The organism is Coprothermobacter sp., assembly GCA_013824685.1.
Classification (GTDB): Bacteria; Caldisericota; Caldisericia; order Cryosericales; family Cryosericaceae; genus Cryosericum.
This window is the reverse complement of record PNOG01000026.1, coordinates 1-18,618: the sequence shown is the minus strand read 5'-3', so window position 1 is coordinate 18,618 and position 18,618 is coordinate 1. Positions and strand designations below refer to the sequence as shown.

General features: G+C 60.8%; 17 protein-coding genes and 3 tRNA genes. 15 read left to right on the top strand and 5 right to left on the bottom strand.

Going from position 1 to position 18,618, the window contains the following annotated elements:
• The 10 genes from nusB to typA all read left to right on the top strand — a co-directional run bounded on the left by nusB (nt 1) and on the right by typA (nt 10,825).
• A complete protein-coding gene (gene nusB, locus C0398_08395) occupies nt 1–417 on the top strand; it encodes a transcription antitermination factor NusB (GenBank protein MBA4365995.1) in 417 nt (138 codons plus the stop codon).
• A gap of 14 nt (nt 418–431) precedes the next feature.
• Nucleotides 432–677, top strand: coding sequence for an acylphosphatase (locus C0398_08390; protein MBA4365994.1), 246 nt, complete (start codon nt 432–434; stop codon nt 675–677).
• The gene (locus C0398_08385) at nt 664–1,584 is read left to right on the top strand and encodes a hypothetical protein (protein MBA4365993.1); all 921 of its coding nucleotides are present in this window, start codon (nt 664–666) and stop codon (nt 1,582–1,584) included. Before C0398_08390 ends, C0398_08385 begins: the two co-directional genes overlap by 14 nt.
• Nucleotides 1,581–3,428 carry a 1-deoxy-D-xylulose-5-phosphate synthase gene (dxs, locus tag C0398_08380; protein MBA4365992.1) on the top strand — a complete coding sequence of 616 codons (1,848 nt, stop codon included), beginning with the start codon at nt 1,581–1,583 and terminating at the stop codon, nt 3,426–3,428. Before C0398_08385 ends, dxs begins: the two co-directional genes overlap by 4 nt.
• A 42-nt stretch (nt 3,429–3,470) precedes the next feature.
• On the top strand, nt 3,471–4,301 hold the full coding sequence (locus C0398_08375; protein ID MBA4365991.1) for a hypothetical protein: 831 nt from the start codon (nt 3,471–3,473) through the stop codon (nt 4,299–4,301).
• Nucleotides 4,217–6,013: a DNA repair protein RecN gene (recN, locus tag C0398_08370; GenBank protein MBA4365990.1), complete on the top strand. Its 1,797-nt coding sequence runs from the start codon at nt 4,217–4,219 to the stop codon at nt 6,011–6,013. The genes C0398_08375 and recN overlap by 85 nt, the downstream gene beginning before the upstream one ends.
• A gap of 24 nt (nt 6,014–6,037) precedes the next feature.
• Nucleotides 6,038–7,096 carry a butyrate kinase gene (gene buk / locus C0398_08365; GenBank protein ID MBA4365989.1) on the top strand — a complete coding sequence of 353 codons (1,059 nt, stop codon included), beginning with the start codon at nt 6,038–6,040 and terminating at the stop codon, nt 7,094–7,096.
• Nucleotides 7,097–7,108: 12 nt separating this feature from the next.
• Nucleotides 7,109–8,020 carry a phosphate acetyltransferase gene (locus tag C0398_08360; protein ID MBA4365988.1) on the top strand — a complete coding sequence of 304 codons (912 nt, stop codon included), beginning with the start codon at nt 7,109–7,111 and terminating at the stop codon, nt 8,018–8,020.
• A gap of 10 nt (nt 8,021–8,030) precedes the next feature.
• A complete protein-coding gene (locus C0398_08355; GenBank protein MBA4365987.1) occupies nt 8,031–8,924 on the top strand; it encodes a phosphate butyryltransferase in 894 nt (297 codons plus the stop codon).
• A 71-nt stretch (nt 8,925–8,995) separates the two neighbouring features.
• Entirely contained in the window at nt 8,996–10,825 is a 1,830-nt protein-coding gene (gene typA, locus C0398_08350; protein ID MBA4365986.1) for a translational GTPase TypA, read from the top strand.
• Nucleotides 10,826–10,893: 68 nt separating this feature from the next.
• On the opposite strand, the gene C0398_08345 is transcribed toward typA, so the two are convergent.
• The gene (locus C0398_08345) at nt 10,894–11,628 is read right to left on the bottom strand and encodes a hypothetical protein (protein ID MBA4365985.1); all 735 of its coding nucleotides are present in this window, start codon (nt 11,626–11,628) and stop codon (nt 10,894–10,896) included.
• A gap of 142 nt (nt 11,629–11,770) precedes the next feature.
• On the opposite strand from C0398_08345, the gene C0398_08340 reads away from it, so the two are divergent.
• From C0398_08340 to C0398_08325, 4 genes are read left to right on the top strand one after another with little or no spacing between them, the layout of a single operon-like run.
• Nucleotides 11,771–12,412 (top strand): site-2 protease family protein, encoded by a 642-nt coding sequence (locus C0398_08340; GenBank protein MBA4365984.1) that lies wholly within the window; start codon nt 11,771–11,773, stop codon nt 12,410–12,412.
• A 7-nt stretch (nt 12,413–12,419) separates the two neighbouring features.
• Nucleotides 12,420–13,403, top strand: coding sequence for a tryptophan--tRNA ligase (trpS, locus tag C0398_08335; protein MBA4365983.1), 984 nt, complete (start codon nt 12,420–12,422; stop codon nt 13,401–13,403).
• A 2-nt stretch (nt 13,404–13,405) separates the two neighbouring features.
• Nucleotides 13,406–14,098, top strand: coding sequence for a hypothetical protein (locus C0398_08330; protein MBA4365982.1), 693 nt, complete (start codon nt 13,406–13,408; stop codon nt 14,096–14,098).
• Nucleotides 14,091–14,636 carry a hypothetical protein gene (locus tag C0398_08325; protein MBA4365981.1) on the top strand — a complete coding sequence of 182 codons (546 nt, stop codon included), beginning with the start codon at nt 14,091–14,093 and terminating at the stop codon, nt 14,634–14,636. Before C0398_08330 ends, C0398_08325 begins: the two co-directional genes overlap by 8 nt.
• Here the strand turns inward: C0398_08325 and C0398_08320 are convergent.
• Nucleotides 14,616–16,514, bottom strand: a complete 1,899-nt coding sequence (locus tag C0398_08320) for a hypothetical protein (protein MBA4365980.1) — start codon at nt 16,512–16,514, stop codon at nt 14,616–14,618. The genes C0398_08325 and C0398_08320 overlap by 21 nt on opposite strands.
• A 143-nt stretch (nt 16,515–16,657) precedes the next feature.
• On the opposite strand from C0398_08320, the gene C0398_08315 reads away from it, so the two are divergent.
• Nucleotides 16,658–17,980, top strand: coding sequence for a hypothetical protein (locus C0398_08315; protein MBA4365979.1), 1,323 nt, complete (start codon nt 16,658–16,660; stop codon nt 17,978–17,980).
• 20 nt (nt 17,981–18,000) lie between these two features.
• Here the strand turns inward: C0398_08315 and C0398_08310 are convergent.
• From C0398_08310 to C0398_08300, 3 genes are all read right to left on the bottom strand, one after another.
• Nucleotides 18,001–18,087: transfer RNA gene (locus C0398_08310), tRNA-Leu, on the bottom strand.
• 21 nt (nt 18,088–18,108) lie between these two features.
• Nucleotides 18,109–18,183, bottom strand: a tRNA-Cys gene (locus C0398_08305).
• Nucleotides 18,184–18,185: 2 nt separating this feature from the next.
• Nucleotides 18,186–18,260: transfer RNA gene (locus C0398_08300), tRNA-Gly, on the bottom strand.
• Nucleotides 18,261–18,618: the final 358 nt, after the last annotated feature.

The window sequence follows — 18,618 nt, the reverse complement described above, 5'->3', positions numbered from 1 at the left end:
ATGGCGACGACTCAGGGAGTTCAGAACCGGCGGCGCTCGCGCGAGATAGCGCTGCAGGTCCTGTACAGTCTGGCGCAGGGCAACGCCTCATATGACCAGACGTTCGACATGTATGCTCATGAGGCCCCGCTCGTGCAGGCGTACGCACTCAAGCTCATCCAGGGAGTCCAGGCTCATCAGGACGCCATTCTGGCCGAAGTGGGCTCGCACACGCAGAACTGGGGCATCGACAGGGTCGCTGTCGTCGACCGTGTGATCCTTTCGATCGCCGTTTTTGAGATGAAGTATGGCAAGCCCCCGATCAAGACCGCCATTGCAGCCAACGAGGCTGTTGAACTGGCCAAAGAGTTCGGCGGCGCCGAATCCGGGAGCTTTGTGAACGGCGTCCTGCGTGGTGTCGGAGGCGCGGGAGACTGACCGAGCGGGCGCTCATGAAGAACCTGGTGGCGGACGTGTCCGGCAGAGTGCAGGGAGTCGGGTTTCGATACTTCGTGGAGCAGACGGGAGTTCAGCTCGGGATCGACGCCAGAGCCGAGAACATGGACGACGGTACTGTGCGTGTTGTCGCATCGGGCGACGAACAGCGGCTCTTGCGCCTGGTGGAATTGCTCAGGCAAGGGAGCCGTTTCTCATCTGTGGACCACGTTGACTACACGATCATGGATGGCTGCGGGTAGAAAGAAGGGAGCTGACATGGACATCAGGGACCGTCTCAACGAGGAAGCGCACTACATCGACGGAGTGCTGGCTGAGTGCCTTGCTCCGCTGCAGGAGTCTGTCATGCATGCAGCGATGTCCTATGCGCTGCTCTCGCCGGGCAAGCGTGTGCGGCCTGCTCTGTGCCTTGCCGTCTATGAAGCATGTACCCGTGACAGGGAGCGCATCAAGCCGGTCCTCGCTGCCATCGAAATGGTGCACGCGTACTCCATCATTCAGGATGACCTGCCCTCGATGGACAACAGCGACCTGCGGCGCGGCAAGCCGACGACGCACGTGGTCCACGGCGACGACATGGCGCTTCTGGCTTCCGACGCACTGCTGACCCTGGCGTTCGAGGAGCTTTCGTCCGCGCAGATGGTGGGCGCCTTCGGCGCCGAACGGTGCCTCGAGGCGGTACGGACGATGGCCGGTCTGGCAGGTGCAGAGGGCCTCGTCGGCGGGCAGGCGATGGACGTCATCACTTCCAGTGACGAACATGTCGAGCTGGGCACGATCGAGTACATCCACAAGAACAAGACTGCCGCACTTATCCAGGCTTCAGTCCTGCTTGGGGGCATCTTCGGCTGTGCCAGCGAGGCTGACATGGGCAGACTGCGCGCATTTGGCGAAAGCTTTGGCATGGCGTACCAGATCGTGGACGATATCGCAGACGCCAGTGCGACCGAAGCGCAGACCGGCAAGACGGCGGGCCAGGACGTCAAGAACCGCAAGGCGACCTACGTAACCGTGCTGGGGCTCGCTGAGGCAAGGGAAAGGGCATTGCAGTACCTTGCGAGCGCTCGTGAGTCCGCAGTGGCGCTGGACAGCGGGGGAGACTTCCTGACGGGGCTGGTCGACCTTCTTGCGGAAAAGGCCCGGCATTGATCCTCGAGCACGTCGCCTCGCCGGCTGACATCCGTGGGCTTGACGTCGCGGAGCTCCGGACGCTGGCGGCCGAATGCAGGCAGGTCATTCTGGACACGTGTTCGACCAACGGTGGGCACCTTGCGTCGAATTTGGGAGCCGTCGAGCTGACGATTGCGCTCCACATGACACTGGATACGCCGACCGACCAGCTGGTCTGGGACGTGGGACACCAGTGCTACACGCATAAGCTTCTCACCGGCCGCTACGCGTCGTTCAGCACGCTCCGTCAATGTGGGGGGATCAGCGGGTTCGTGAGTCCCGATGAATCCCCGTACGACACGTTCCTGGCCGGACACGCCTCGACGTCGCTTTCCATAGCGGCAGGCCTCGTTGCGGCGCGGCGCCTGGACGGCGGAAACCAGCGCGTGGTTGCCGTCATCGGTGACGGAGCCTTGTCCGGCGGGATGGCCCTGGAAGCGCTCAACAACCTCGGACGGGCGCACGGCCAATGTCTCGTGATCCTCAACCACAACGACATGTCCATCTCCCGTTCCGTAGGAGGCATGGCGCAGGCACTGAACCGTTTGCGGACGCGTACATGGTATCTGCGTGCTCGCGAGTCTCCTCTGGTAGGACGAGGGCTCCGCTGGCTGAGGACCCTGCTCAAGCGGCTGTACCTGCCCACGATCTTCTTCGAGGAGCTGGGTTTCCGGTATTTCGGGGTCGTGGATGGCCATGACATCCGCAAACTCATGGAAGCGATCGACATGGTCAAGGATATCCAGCAGCCTGTCGTCCTGCAGGTCGTGACCGTCAAGGGCAAGGGATACGAGCTGGCTGAACGGCAGCCGTCTCAATTCCATGGCGTCGTACCGTTCCTCATCGACAATGGGCTGAGCAAGCAGGAGAAGCCGATGTCGACCTACTCCGAAGTATTTGGCGAGACGCTGATACGGCTTGCGGAGACAGACCCCCGCATCGTCGCCATCACGGCTGCGATGATGGACGGCACCGGTCTTGCCGAGTTTGCCAGGCGCTTTCCCGACCGCTGCTATGATGTGGGCATCGCCGAGCAGCATGCTGTCGGCATGGCGGCGTCGCTGGCCAGCCGAGGGTACAAGCCGTACGTCGCCATCTACTCGACATTCCTTCAGCGGGCGTACGACCAGATCGTCCACGATGTCGGTATCGGCGGTCTGCCCGTGCGGTTCGCGATCGACCGGGCTGGACTGGTCAGCGACGACGGGCCGACCCATCAGGGCGTCTTCGACGTCGGCTTTCTGAAGAGCGTTCCCGGCATGACCGTGTGTTCCCCATGCGACCGGGCTGACCTGGTGCGCATGCTGGAACTCTCAACAGCGGCCACAGGGCCGTTCGCCATCCGGTATCCCAAGGACGTCGCCTACGACCTCAGTGAACAGCTTGGTGAGCGCTCCCCCATGACTCCCGGGACGGGTGTCATCGTCGCAGACGGGAGCGATGTTGCCATTGTTTCGCTGGGGCCAGTGCTCCGGTCGGCGCTGGAAGCCCGGAAGATCCTTGCAGGCGATGGCGTCCAGGCGTGTGTTGCGGACCTCCGTTTTGCCCAGCCGCTGGACACCGGTCTCCTCACACGACTCGCCGGCACCTGCCGGGCAGTGTTGCTCGCTGAGGAGACGACGCGTTCCACGGGCGTCTACGGCGCAGTCGTCGAAGCGCTCGCACGTTCCGGCATGAGTATTGCGCACATCGGGCGGTGTGGTGTTCCCGACGCGTTCCCCGCCCAGGACAAGCGGGCACACCTGTTGAGCAGCTATCAGCTCGACGCCGAGGGGCTGGCGCGTGCGGCTCATGCCCTGCTGGCCGGGGCAGACGGACGGTAGCGGCTTGAAGCCTCGCGCATCCGTCGTACACTGTACAGCGTGATGAAGAGCATCGTCTATTGCCGCGGGGACTCGAAGGATGCGCGTGAACTTGAGCGCGAGATTCGGCCATATCTGACTGGCAAGGGGGTCGAGGTCGCCAGCGTGACCTCGAAGGATGACTTGTCCACCATCCCGCCGGGAGAGGCGGACGGTTCCTTCATTCTGAGCCTGGGTGGCGACGGGACCTTCCTGCGCGCCGCGCGGCTCAGCACACAGCTGGGGTTGCCCATCCTCGGTATCAACCTGGGCTCTCTCGGCTTCCTCACGGATGTCGAGGAGAACGAGGTCTATGCCTCGCTTGATGCTGTCCTTGCGCACACCTACACGGTGGAGCACCGTCTCGTCCTCGAGGCCCGCGTCGTGCGCGAGGGTCAGGAAATCCTCACGACGACGGCCATCAACGACGTTCTGGTGGTACGGGAGCTTACGGGCAAGATCCTCTCGTTCGAGGTCTTCATCGGTGGCGTGCGCGCAGGGCAGATCACGGCAGACGGTATCATGGCGTGCACACCCACCGGTTCGACAGGGTACTCCCTGTCCGCCGGAGGCCCTATCGTGGACCCCACTGTGGAGGCACTTGTGCTCACGGCCCTTTCGCCGCACGACTTCACCTCGAGGCCTCTGGTTGTATCGGCTGGCAGTGAGATCACGATCAAAGTGAAGCCGTCGCGAGACAAGGCGGCCTTCATGCGTGACGGAGAGCGTGTTGGCGACATCCACAGCTTTGACACGGTATATGTGAAGAGATGCCCCCAGGATGTGGCGATCATCCGGCTGCGCGAGAAGAACTTCTACAAGGTCCTCGGCGCCAAGTTCCACTGGGGCTGCTGACGATGCTGCTGGAACTGGACATCCACAATCTGGCCATCGCGCACGACGTTCACGTGTCCTTCGACGACGGGTTGAATGTCATCACCGGCGAGACGGGCGCGGGCAAGTCTGTTCTCGTGCGGGCGATCAGCGCCGTGCTGGGGGGCAAGCTGACCAGCGACTTCATCAGCGCAGGGGCGGACAGCCTGCGACTGGATGCGGAGTTCGCGCTTCCGCGCGCCTGTTCCCTGCGGGACATGCTCGGTGACCTCGTGACAGACGACGATACGACCGTCGTGGCAACCCGCGAAGTGGACCGGACCGGCAGGCACAAGTATCGCATCAACGGCCGCATTGTGCCCATCAGTACACTTCGACTGCTCGGCGAGCATCTGGTGGACGTCCATGGACAGCACGAGCCACAGTCGCTGCTGGTACGAGAGAATCACATCCAGCTTCTGGACTCCTTTCTGGGGCGTGATACCGAGTCTGCGCGGGAGCTCTTCGGTACGAGACTCGTCGAGTTGCGTGCCGCGCGCCGTGAACTGGAGCTGATGGAAACACGCCGGGCAGAATGGGACAGTGAGACCACCTATCTGGAGTTCGCGTCGGAAGAGCTTGAGCGTGCGCAGCTGAAGGCCGGGGAGGACAGCTTGCTTATCGCAGAACAGCGGCTGCTGGAGAACGTCCGTGAGTTGCAGGAGCAATTGGGCCAGGCGTCGGGCGCTCTTGTCGGAGACGAATCCCGGGATACCGAAGGGATCGTGCGGCAGGTCGGCAGACTGCACCATACCATCGATGCCCTTTGCTCGATCGACCCACGGCTGAATGATATGGCATCCCTGCTGGACGGGGCGCAGGCGAGTCTCAAGGAAGCCGGGTCTGCTCTGGACGACTATCTCAGCAGGCTTGAACTGGATGATGCGCGACTGGCGCAGGTGACGGAGCGGCTGGACGCTATCGCCAGACTCGAGGAGAAGTATCACAAGGACCTCGACGGTCTGCTCACGTTTCAGATGGAGATCGACCGCAAGCTGCATGAACGTCACGGGCGGGCGGGCGACGAGGCCGGCCTGCGTGGCCACATCACGCAGCTGGAGATCGAACTGTCGACCATCGGAGCGTCACTGACGGCGAAACGCAAGCAGGGGGGGCCGGTCCTCGCACGCAAGGTCGAAGAACAGCTGGGCGAGCTGGCCATGTCCAATGCCCGGTTCGTCTGTTCCATCGAGCAGAGCGTCGACGAGCAGGGCATCGCTGTCGGGGATGAGCGGTTCAAGGCGTCTGAGACAGGTCTGGACGTGGTGGAGTTCCTCATTGCTCCCAACCCGGGGGAGGGACTGCGTCCCCTCAGGGAGATCGCATCCGGCGGAGAGCTTTCGCGCGTCATGCTCGCGCTCAAGACGGTGTTCGCCGAGACGGACCAGATTCCTACCATGGTGTTCGACGAGGTGGATGCCGGCATCGGTGGCGAGACTGGGCTTGCAGTTGCCGGGAAGCTCAGCAGCCTTGGGATGCATCGCCAGGTCATCGTCATCACCCATTTGCCCACCATCGCGGCCAAGGCTGGAACGCACCTCGTCATCTCCAAGGAGCAGAGCGAGGATGCCACCACGGTGGCAGTGCGCCGCGTTACGGGCGAGGAGCGTGTCCGTGAGCTGGCGCGGATGGTGTCGGGCGACCAGGTGTCCGAAGTGGCTCTGGCCAACGCCCGCGAGTTTCTGTTCCCCTAGTCATCCATCCGGGAGGTGTCTCATATGATTCTTGTGATCAATCCTGGTTCTACGTCGACAAAAGTCGCCCTGTACGAGGGATCCGAGCTCGTCGCCCAGGAATCGCTTGACCATTCAGCCACGGAACTGGCGCCCTTTGCCCGGATTTCGGACCAGCTGGAGATGCGCGTACAGACTGTGGCGAATTTTCTGGCGCGTCACGGTGTACTGGCAGAACGACTTGAAGCCGTCATGGCACGTGGCGGTGTCCTGCATCCCGTATCCGCGGGCATCTATGCTGTCAATGCCCGTATGCTGCGCGACTGCTTCGAAGCCCGCATTGCACAGCACGCGTCCAATCTGGGAGCGTTGATCGCTCATCATCTGGTGGAAGGTACCGATATCCCCTGTTACATCGCTGACCCCGTGTCAGTCGACGAGTTCGAGGACGTCGCTCGCATCTCCGGTCTCAAGGAACTTCCGCGGCGGTCCCTGGGCCATGCGCTCAACATCCGTAAGGTTGCCTACAACGTCGCGAGGGCTCATGGAAAGACATTGAACGAGATGAACATGATCGTGGCACACCTCGGCGGAGGCATCTCCGTTGCACCACTTCGTCACGGACGCATCGTGGACGTCAACAACGCCAACGAGCAGGGCCCGTATTCCCCCGAACGCGCCGGACTGATCCCCGCGTACTCGCTGGTGCGCCTGTGCTTCGAGGAAGGGGCGACCGAGGCTGAGGTCATCAAGCGGTTGACGCGCACGGGCGGGCTCGTGTCGTACCTCGGTACGAACGACGCACGGGAAGCTCAGCGCCGCATCGACGCGGGAGACGCCGAGGCAGCGCTCGTCCTTGAAGGCATGGCCTATCAGATCGCCAAGGAGATCGGTGCCATGGCCACCGTGCTGGAGGGCGACGTCGACGTCATCGTGCTTACCGGCGGGCTGGCGCACAACGATGCCATCGTGAGATGGGTGAGCGAGAGGGTCGGCTTCATCGCTCCGGTCGAACTCGTGCCGGGTGAGAACGAGCTGGAGGCTCTCAACGACGCCTATCTGCGCCTTAGACAAGGTATCGAGACGGAACAGACATACGAATAGGGAGGAGGACCCATGGAGATCAGGACGTTCGCTGAGCTGCTTGAAGTGGCGAAGAAGCGCGGCCGCAGGAAGCTGGCAGTCGTGTTTCCTGAAGAAGTATCACTGCACGCTGCCATTCTGGCGCAGCAGGCCGGCATAGCAGCGCCGGTTCTTGTAGGTCCGCCCGACCGCATAGCGGCGCTGCTGGAGCAAGCCGGGGTGTCCGCCGGCGACTATGAAGTCGTGCCGGCGGGCGACGCGGTGCAGGCGTGCAGGATTGCCGTGCAGCTGGCGCACGATGACCAGGTGGATGTCCTTCTCAAGGGCGGGGTGCAGACAGCGCAGCTGCTTCATGCCGTGCTGGACAAGGACACGGGTATCCGTGCGAGCAAGGTGATGTCTGAGTGCACCATTTATGAGGACACGCGCATGCGCCACTCATTGCTGGCGGTCGTGGACGGGGGCATCCTCGTTGCCCCGACGCTGGATGAGAAGGTGGAGAGCATCAAGAATACCGTCGGTGTGTATCACCGCCTCGGCTATGAGAACCCGAAGGTGGCGGTTCTGGCGGCCGTGGAGACCGTTACGGAGAAGATGCCGTGCACAGAGGACGCTGCCATCATTGCGCGGATGTACGAACGCGGACAGATCAAGGGTTGTGTCGTCGACGGGCCGCTGGCACTGGACAACGCCATTTCACCGCGGGCCGCCAGCATCAAGGGTATCACCGGTGAGGTCGCCGGCGTGGCCGATATTCTCATCGTCCCGGATATTGAGGCAGGAAACCTCCTGGGGAAGTCCATGACCTACTTCGCTGGATTCACCTCGGCACATGTGACCATTGGCGCGCGCAAGCCCGTCCTGGTGCCGTCGCGTGCCGACGATGGACAAACCAAGCTGATGTCCGTGGCATTGGGCATCGTAGCATATTATGGGGAGGTTTGAGATGGGGTCCATGACGCACCTGTCGGACATTCCAGCAGCCGTGAAAGGCCTGCCGCGCAAGCGGATGGCCGTTGCCTATGGCGAAGACGCTCATACGCTGCAGGCCGTGGAACGTGCCGTCAGGGAAGGCATCGTCGACGCCGTAGTCGTTGGCGGGCAGCGGAAGATCAGAGAGATTGCGGGCGAGTGCGGCGTCGACGCGAAGCTCTTTGAGATCATGGACGTCGAGGGTGAGATGCCGTCGGTCAACGCGTCCGTGAAACTGGTCCGTGAGGGCAGCGCGCATATGCTGATGAAGGGCCTGGCTCACACGGACAACTACATGCGGGGGATTCTGGACAAGGAGACAGGGCTGCTGCCCGAGGGCGGCCTCCTGTCGCATGTTGCGGTATTTGAAATCCCCGGCTACCCCCGGCTGCTCATCTTGTCGGATGCGGCTGTGATACCGCTGCCGACACTCCAGCAGAAGGTCACCATCACAAACTACGCCATCCGTGTTGCGAACAGCCTGCGCGTCGAAGTGCCCAGGATCGCCTTCCTGTCGGCCAGCGAGAGCGTCCTGAAGTTTCCGAGCAGCCAGGAAGCAGCGATTCTGACAGGCATGGCCGTGCGCAGGCAATTTGGCAACGTCCTGGCCGAGGGGCCTATTTCGGTAGACCTTGCGCTGTTCCCTGAAGTCAGCGACATCAAGGGTTTCAAGGGACGGGTCCGCGGTGATGCTGATATCCTCATCGTACCCGGTATCGACAGTGGAAATGTTCTTTACAAGGCGATTGTCTGGTTTGCAAAAGCCGAGACGGCAGCGATGGTGACCGGGACTACGGCACCGTGCATCCTGACCAGCAGGGGAGATTCTGAAGATTCCAAGTTCTACTCCATCGCACTCGGTGCATTGAACGCCTGAAAACAAGGGTATAATAATAGTTTGAGGCCACTTTCGGTCTCCAACTATGCTTGTTTGAAGGGAGTACTTGAGTGCACAGAAACGATCTCCGCAACATAGGTATCATTGCACACGTCGACCACGGAAAGACGACGCTGGTCGACGCCATGATGCGGCAGTGCAAACTGTTTCGCAATATCGACCAGATGGGCGAGTGTATCCTCGACACAGGGGACCTCGAGCGGGAACGCGGCATCACCATTATCTCCAAGAACATGTCGCTGGTGTGGAAGGGTGTCAAGATCAACATCGTCGACACACCCGGCCACTCCGACTTTGGCGGCGAAGTGGAACGCGTCCTCAGAATGGTGGACGGCGTTCTTCTGCTGGTCGACGCCTCCGAGGGGCCAATGCCGCAGACGCGATTCGTGCTCAAGAAGGCTCTCGAGCTCAATCTCAGACCGATTGTGGTCATCAACAAGATCGACCGGCAGGATGCCCGTATCCAGGAAGTCATCAATGAGACCTTCGACCTGTTCGTCGAACTCGACGCAAGCGAAGAGCAGCTGGATTTCCCGGTTGTCTATGCTTCGGGCCGTGACGGCAAAGCAACCATGGACCTCAACGACCCGCCCCAGGACCTCACGCCGCTGTTCCAGCTGATGCTCAAGAAGACCCCAGCCCCGGAGTATGACCCCGCGAGTCCTCTGTCGGTCCTGGTCACCAATATTGCTCATGACGACTATATTGGGCGCATCGGCATCGGCCGCATGTTCGGAGGACAGCTGAAGACCGGAGACAAGGTCAAGGTGTACTCCGAGGGTGACACCGAATATGCGGGCCAGATCCTCAAGCTTTTCATCTTCGAGGGGTTGGAACGCAAGGAAGTTCCCAGTGTGCAGGCTGGCGAGATCTTCGCGTTCGCCGGCATATCCACGGTCACGATCGGAGACTCGGTCACCGACCCGGAACGTCCCATCAAGCTGAACATTCTTAGGATCGAGCCGCCGACGGTCTCGATGATGTTCATGGTCAACGACAGTCCATTTGGAGGTACGGAGGGCAAGTTCGTGACCTCCAACAAGCTGCGCGAGCGTATCGAGAAAGAGCTGCGCACCAATGTCTCCATCGCCGTCGACTGGGGCAACCTTCCCGACCGGTTCACCGTTGCGGGACGAGGCGAACTCCAGCTGGCGATCCTCATCGAACAGATGCGCCGCGAAGGCTATGAGTTTCAGGTCTCGATGCCGCAGGTCATCACCGAGAAGAAGGGCGGCAAGGTCCTCGAGCCGTATGAAACCCTCGTGCTCGACGTTCCCAAGGAGTACCAGGGGACGGTCATCAACATGCTGGGTGAACGGCGCGGGACCATGGAGAAGATGCTCGACCTCAAGGGTGCCTACGTCCGTCTCAGCTACACGATTCCTCTTCGTGGCCTGTTTGGCTTCCGGTCCGAGTTCCTGAGTTCGACCAAGGGCAACGGCGTCATGACCCATACGTACCTGGGATACCTGGAGTGGGCAGGCAAGATCGGCGGCCGCAGGAACGGCGTCCTGGTTTCAGACCATACCGGGGCCGTGTCAGCCTACTCTATCGCACGTATCCAGGACCGTGGCAAGCTGTTTGTTGCGCCTGCGGAAAAGGTATATGCCGGTCAGATCGTCGGCGAGACCATGCGCGATCACGATCTGAAGGTGAATCCGACGAAGGAGAAGCACCTCAGCAACATGCGGTCCTCCACGTCAGAGATCTCCACGAAGATCGACCCGCCGATCCAGTTCGCTCTCGACCAGTTTCTCGACTACATCAACGAGGACGAGTTGCTGGAGGTCACGCCCAAGTCCCTGCGCATTCGCAAGAGACTCCTTGATTTCAAGGAGCGGAAGCGCTCTGGACGTGAGGAAGACGACTACGGCGATTAGTACGCACTGTACATGTGAGAAACGGAAAGCTCCCCGGGTGACCGGGGAGCTTTTGTTGTTGTTGGATCTCAGCCGTGGTGACTGGTCTTCGGTCGATGAGGGGGGACGGTCTGTGCCGCGGCGTCCATGGGGTCGACGAAAACGCCGCTCATATTGAGCAGGACGCTCTGGCGCGTGATCACCGGCATGGGCGCGATCTTCGCATCGAGGCCGAAGATGTACTTGACGACCTCGTCCATGCGGATTGTCCCCGACTGGTTGAAGAAGACACCCACGTTGGCGCGCAAGGGGGTCCGCGTCGCAATCTGTGCGGTGAGGACGTACGTGCGAATGTCTTTCGGCGCACGGGACTTGCCGTTCTCGCGCACAACCATCAACGTTGGCAGGGCGAGGAACGAAGTCATGCGGGCCTTCATCTGCTCGGCATCGATCTCCGCCCGGTGTGCCCACGTGTATTCATAGCGGAGGATCATCGGCTGTCCCATGAGAGACGGGGCAGTGAGGGGGATGTCGACCGCAGCCAGGAACCTGAGGCCGGGAGGCGCCGTGCGCTCCAGTGCATTCGCACGGTCGGCGACGGGCGACCAGGCGTCGAGGAACACGTCGACATACTCCTGAAGGCTGACCATGCCGACGCCCGTGGGAATGCCGGTTTCGATGCGGACGCGCTGATTGAACCCTTCGCTGTAGATCAGAGGCAGGTTGCTGCGCCGCAGCCACCGCACCAGGGCCGCCTGTACCTCATGGTGTGAAAGCAGGCAGGCTTCTTCTTCCTTGCTGTATCGAACGCGCATCTTGATCATGCGTTGATTGTAGCAGGAAAGTGGGCATCCGCAATGAAGAATCGCTGGTTGCCAAGCGATTGCGTAAGGAGGAAACCCGGCTACTATGACTCCATGAAACCAGCCGGCAGAACCGGCATATCGTCGAGAAAGGACAGAACATATGCAGGGACTCTTGAGCTACATCCGCAGCAACATTCAGAACTGGATCGTCTACGTGCCAGTCATCCTCATCGTTATTACGATCCATGAGTATTCCCATGCGTGGACGGCGTGGAAACTTGGCGACACGACCCCCGTCGAGACAGGACGCCTCAGCCTGAACCCTCTGCGTCACCTGGACCCGCTTGGGACCATCGCTCTCCTGCTGTTCGGTGTCGGGTGGGCACGCCCCGTGATGATCGATTTCGCGGCATTCAAACACCCTCGCCGCGATACTGTCCTGGTCTCTCTGGCTGGACCGGCCTCCAACTTCGCCACGGCGATCGTCGCGTACCTGGTCCTGCTGCTCGTGAAGAGTTCGCCGGCAATAGTCACGCAGTTCAGCTATGTGGGTACGGTCCTGCGGAGCCTCGTCGGGTTTTCGGTAGGCCTTGGCGTGTTCAACCTCCTTCCCATTCCCCCGCTCGATGGCTCCAAGGCCTTTTTTGCACTCTTCTTCAAGAGACCGGAGCGGTTTCTGTACGACCGCGCGGTCGACCTGTACGGGACGATCATCCTGCTTGCCCTGCTCTGGTTCAACATCATCGGAAGTGTGATGTCCAAGGTGCTTGGCTTCATTCTGTATACTCTCCTGAGGCTGTGAGGTGCCTATGAAAAAGCGAATCCTGAGTGGCATGCGTCCCACCGGCAAGCTTCATCTGGGTCACTACATGGGGGTGCTGGCGAACTACGTGAAGCTGCAGGACGAGTACGACTGCTACTTCATGGTGGCGGACATGCACGCGTTGACCACCAAGTGGAACGAGAGTGGCTCGATCCGTGAGTACCGGCGCGATATGGTCCTCGACTGGCTGGGAGCGGGACTCGACCCGCAGAGGTCGGCCATCTTCTGCCAGTCCGATGTGCCGGAGCATGCCTATCTGTTCACGCTTCTTGCGATGATCACCCCCGTCTCGTGGGTCGAGCGAAACCCGACCGTCAAGGAAATGATCCGGGACATGGACCTCAAGGACAACGTGAACCTTGGCCTGCTGAGCTATCCGGTCCTGATGGCCGCCGACATCATGGCGTACCGTGCGGAAGCAGTGCCCGTCGGCAAGGACCAGGTCCCACACCTTGAATTCACGCGCGAACTGGTGCGCACCTTCAACCACACGTATCAGACCGACCTTTTTCCAGAGCCTCAGCCCATCCTGAACGAGTTTCAGATGCTGCCGGGCCTCGACGGGCGGAAGATGAGCAAGTCTCTGGGCAATGACATCGTGGTGTCCGACCCGCCGGAAGTGACGGGCAAGCGTATGATGACGGCATACACGGACCCGTTGAAGGTGCGCAGGGACGACCCCGGCCACCCGGAAGCCGGGTGTGTCATCTACCAGTATCACAAGCTGTTTCAGCCGGACACCGCGCCAGAAGCCAAGACTCAGTGTGAACAGGGCTGTCTTGGCTGTGTCGCCCACAAGCGCTCCGTCGCTGCGATGGTCTCGGAGCGGCTGGTCGGGTTCCAGGAGCGCCGTGCCGCCTTTGCCGCCGATCCGCATTCGGTCGACCGCATTCTGGCAGAAGGCCGGGGGAAGGCCTCCGTGGTCGCGGCCGAGACCGTCCGCATGGTCAGGGAGGTCATAGGGATCTGAACGTGGCGGGCCTGACAGATTCTGTGAACAACCTGAGACTCCTGGGGCGGGCGGGGCGGGCCGATGTCGCCGACATCGTCGTGGAGCGCCTGGTGGACTACTGCAGCATGACCATTCGGCGCGACGCCGGGGTCGAGGAGCATGCCGAGCTCGTCTACATGCTGGCCGATCTTCTCAAGTTGAAAAGTGAGTTCGTCCTCTTCGGGCACGCGGCCGCGCAGGAGAAGTCTTTGCTGGAAGGCATCAGAGCGCTGGATGAGGCGGGGTTGTACGCCAGGCCCATCATCGAGGTCCTGCAGGAAGTAAACGCCGGCAGAGCCCCATACAAGAGGCCGAATGTCCGGACGACGCTGCCTCCAGCGGAGGAGCAGACGGGAGACGAGGTGTCGGACGCTCTGCTCGAGGCACTTGCGCGCATTGTTGAACGCGTCGCGGCGCGCAAGCCGGTGGGGAGCGAGGACCAGCGACCGGTCTATCTGAGCCTCCAGCAGGTCATGCGGGAGCTTCGGGCGCTGCTGCTGGAAAGGGGAACGATGCTGTTCGAGGACATCTTCGACTCATCCGACTCGAGGGAGCGTGTGGTATTGAGCTTTCTGGCGATTCTCATCCTGACCAAGATGGGGGTCCTCCACATCGCTCAGCAGAGCCGGTTCGAGGGTATTGCCGTCGCATACGTGGGGAAACCAGATGACTGAACGCAGAGAGAGTCAGGAATTCATTACGGGGCTGGAGCTTCAGGCCGCGAAGCAGCGAGTCGAGGCCATCCTGTTTGCGGCCGAGGGGCCTGTGGGCGTTCGCTATCTGGCGCGCCGGGCGGGACAGAGCTGCCAGGCGACCCGGCGTCTTCTGGAGAGTCTCCAGGCCGACTATGCGAATCGAGGCGTCCGTCTCGTCCAGGACGGCCAGAAGTACTGCTTCTCGGTTCCGGACAAGCTCACGCCAGAGCCACCTCAGCCCAGACCCAAGGTCGGCCTCTCCAGACAGGCCATGGAGGTTCTCGCCCTCATCATTACTAAGGGGGCGCTGACACGCAAGGAGATTCTCCAGCTTCGTGGAGTCACGAGCGACAAGGCTCTGGTGTCGCTCCTCGAACGCAAGCTCCTGACGACGAAACGGGACTATCTGAAGAAGGTTCTCGTGTACGACCTCTCGGAGGAACTGCTGGAGCGGTGGGGATTCACGTCCCGCGAGGAGCTGCTCCAGGAAATCGAATCACGGCGCCGAGGCCTGTAAGAACCGTTCTTCCGCCATTGCCAGCTCCTCGAACAGCTCGTCCCGTCGTACCTGCAGCTCGTGGATGTGCACCGACAGCGAAGCGATATCGCTTCCCTGCATGGCAGGCCCTTCTTCCTGCAGTCTCCGGGTGAGATCGGCCTGTTCCTGTTCGATCTCGCCAATTTGGCGCTCGAGAAGCCGTACGTGAGCCTGGAGGGCCACGAGCCTGTTATGTGACGTCCGCGTGGACCTCGTATTGTCCTGGACGTTCGCGTGACCAGACGGCAGGGTGCGGCCGGCACGATCGTTGAAGAGCTCCTGCCGGTTTGTCGAGTAGTTTCCCTCCAGCACCGACACGTGGCTGCGCTCGATAAGGACGACACGGTCGGCGACAGCGTCAATGAATGTCCGGTCGTGCGATACGAACAGGACCGTCCCCTCGAACGCTCGGAGCGTCGAAGCGAGAGACTCTCGTGTCTGGATGTCCAGGAAGTTCGTCGGCTCATCAAGGATGATCATGTTGGCCGTTTCAGTGGAGAGCAGGGCCAGCAGAAGACGCTGCTTTTCTCCACTGCTCATCGCCCCGGTCTGCTGGTCCATCTGGTCCGCGGAGAAGCCAAAACTGCCCAGCAAGGCCTTGACCTCCGAGATGATCATCTGCGGGCGGCGGGCCATGATCCACTCCATGGCAGACTCTCTCTCGAAGAGCGTGTAGTTCTGAGGAAAGAAGGAGTACCGCACGCTCGGTCCCCAGTAGATGTCGCCGCCCTCCGGAACGATCTGTCCCATCGCTATGCTCAGCAGTGTCGACTTCCCGGCCCCATTGCGGCCAAGGATGGCCACGTGCTGGCGAGAGAGGATCGTGACGTTTGCCCTGCTGAGAATCGCATGGTCGCCGTACGACTTGCTGACGTGCTCGAGGCGCAGAGCGATCTCTCCACTCTCTCCCGTGTTGCGGAGCCGCACGTGGACACGTTTGCGTGTGGAGGCGGGTTCAGTCTGAACCTTCGCCTTGAGTCGTTCCATGGCTTTCTCGCGTGAGGCAGCTTGGCTTGCTCGTGTCCCATACCTGTACTTCTCGACGTACTGCCGCATACGCTCGATCTCCCGCTTGAGTTCAGCATCATGCTGGGCGCGGTCGGCTGCTTCGGCGTCCCTGACGCGGACGTAGTCGGTGTACCCCCCGCTGAAGAGGCGCAGATTCCCGTTTTCGATGACAAGCAGCTTGTTGCAGACCTGGTCCAGAAACCAGGCGTCGTGCGATGCCACCAGGACGGTGGCCTGAAGTCCCTTGAGCTGGCGCTCGAGCCACTGCACGCCGGGAATGTCCAGGTAGTTGGTAGGCTCATCCAGCAGCCAGATGTTCCTGGTGTCACTGACCAGCCGCGACAGACGCAGCCGTGAGGTTTCTCCGGCACTCATCGTCCCCGCAAAGCGCTCAAGGTCCTCTGAGGCGAACCCGAGGCTGGAGAGCGCCTTGTTCATGCTGACGATGTAGTCGTAGCCGCCCTGTGCCTCGAACCGCTCGGTTTGCCGCGCGAGCTCGACGAGATAGGCATCCGTCTCAAGAGTTGTGGAAAGAAGGCGTTCCAGTTCACGGATGCGTGCATCCTGGACACGGAGGTGCTCGAACGGCTCAGCGACAATCTGGCGGGCAGTACGCTCGGGGTCCACGGGAACAGCATCGATGAAGCAGAGGCTGTCCCCACCGGTGATCTGGACCGATCCGGCATACTCGTCATCAGCCCCGGCCAGGATGCGGAGGAGCGTCGTCTTGCCGCTTCCGTTGGGGCCGATGATACCGACCTTGTCGCCGGCACCAATGGTACAATGCTGAGACCGGAACAGGAGGCGATCGCCGTACATCTTTTCGAGGTTTTCCAGTATCAGCGGCATATTGTCGGGGACATCCTATCAGTTTACAGGTTGCCCGTTTCACGTATCATGATGTGCGGTACGGAACGTGGCTCAAATGTATTATAGCAGCGAAATTGCAGGAGCACCAACGAATCTATCACCATCAGCAGTCCGGAGGAACCATGGAAACGACAGTGACAATCGAGCGACTCATCTCCCGGCCGGTCTCCGTGGACGGATCCTTTGCCCTGCCAGTCAACAAGCTCAAGGAATTCGTCAACGTCACCTGGAGTATACCCTTCTACAATACTGCCGAGTCTCACAAGGTCATGCCCATCCTGGCTGTGGAGATGAACGACCTGAACCCGGACCACAACTGGTGGAAGAAGAAGTTCCCCGGCGCGAACCCCTTCTTTCATCATTGTTCCTTCCTGCAGTACTACGTTGCCCACAGGGACGGAAAGCCGGTCGGACGCATCGCTGGATTCATCGACCGTTCTTACCATGAGTCTGCGGTTCACGGCGAGGTCGGATGGATCGGTCTGTTTGAGTCGTTCGACGACGACGAGGTTGCGTCTGCATTGCTGGGCGCTGCCACGGAAGATCTCCAGCAGGGCGGCGCGGTGAAGATCATCGGCCCGGCACGCTTCAACGCCAACGGCGAGGACGGCCTTCTTGTCGACGGGTTCGACAAGCACCCCATGGTCATGGAGGCCTATCAACCCCCGTACTACACGCGCTTTCTGGAGCAGTGGGGAGTCAAGGAAAACGACTGGTATGCCTTTCGCATGACGTGCGAGAGTGCTTCTCCGTACATGGAGCGTCTCGAGAACATGCGAAGGCGCGGGCAGGACCTCGAACAACGACTCGCGTGTCAGGGCGTTGCTGTCAGATCCGTCAAGATCAGCGACTGGAAAAACGAGATCGCCCGAATCAAGACCATCTACAACATCGCGTGGAACACCAGCGTCCATCCACAGTTTGAACGGTTTTCGGAAGAGGAGTTCGACTATCTCGCGAGCGGATTGAGGATGATTGCCATCGAAGACCTGGTCTTCGTAGTCGAAGATGTCACGAAGCCGAATCATCCTGTCATCGGGATGGCGGTCACTCTGCCCGACCTCAACGAGGTCGTCGAGGAGTATGATCGGCTTCACGCAGGATACGCCCCCAGCGGCCACATCTACGGGCTCTCGGACATACGGCGTGATCTGGGGATCTTCAGGTTGCTCAGGCATCGCGTCAAACACCGGACATTCCGGCAATGCCGTGTCTTTGTTCTTGGCACGACACGCAAGAAGAATGGTATCGATGCCGTGCTGTATGAGAAGACCTACCTTGCGGCCGGCAAGATGGGAATCCAGCTTGGATCAGGGTCGCAGGTTGCCGACACCAACCCCGAGATCTCTGTCCCACTCTCGCGTATGGGCAAGGCTGAGATCACATGGAGAGTCTACCGTCACACACGTAGTCTTGACAACTTGGGGTCGGATACTGAGGCATGACGTCACCATAGAAACAACAGTGGTGCCGGGAGTGGGAATTGAACCCACACGGTGTTGCCACCGCGGGATTTTAAGTCCCGTGCGTCTGCCAGTTCCGCCATCCCGGCAGGGATGCCTGGATATAAAAATGGAGGCAGCACCCGGATTCGGACCGGGGTATGAGGGTTTTGCAGACCCTTGCCTTACCACTTGGCTATGCCGCCTCTGGAGCGGAAGACGGGATTTGAACCCGCGACACTCGGCTTGGGAAGCCGATGCTCTACCCCTGAGCTACTCCCGCACAATCACGTACATAATTATTCTACACGGCGCGGAGACTTCTGTCAAGCCTGGTGAAGGCCCTCCGAGTCTTGTAACAGGGGACAGCCGTAGTTGTTGTAACACGTGGCAACGGGGGCAGGACTGGATTCCCGCCTGCGCGGGAATGACGGACTTTGTAACAGGGGACAGGCACCTTGCCTAGTGTAACAGGGGACAGCCGTAGTTGTTGTAACACGTGGCAACGGGGGCAGGACTGGATTCCCGCCTGCGCGGGAATGACGGACTTTGTAACAGGGGACAGGCACCTTGCCTGGAAGAGCGCAGTAGCTACGGATACATCTCTGGTGCGTTGACGACCTGATGGTTCACGTACATTC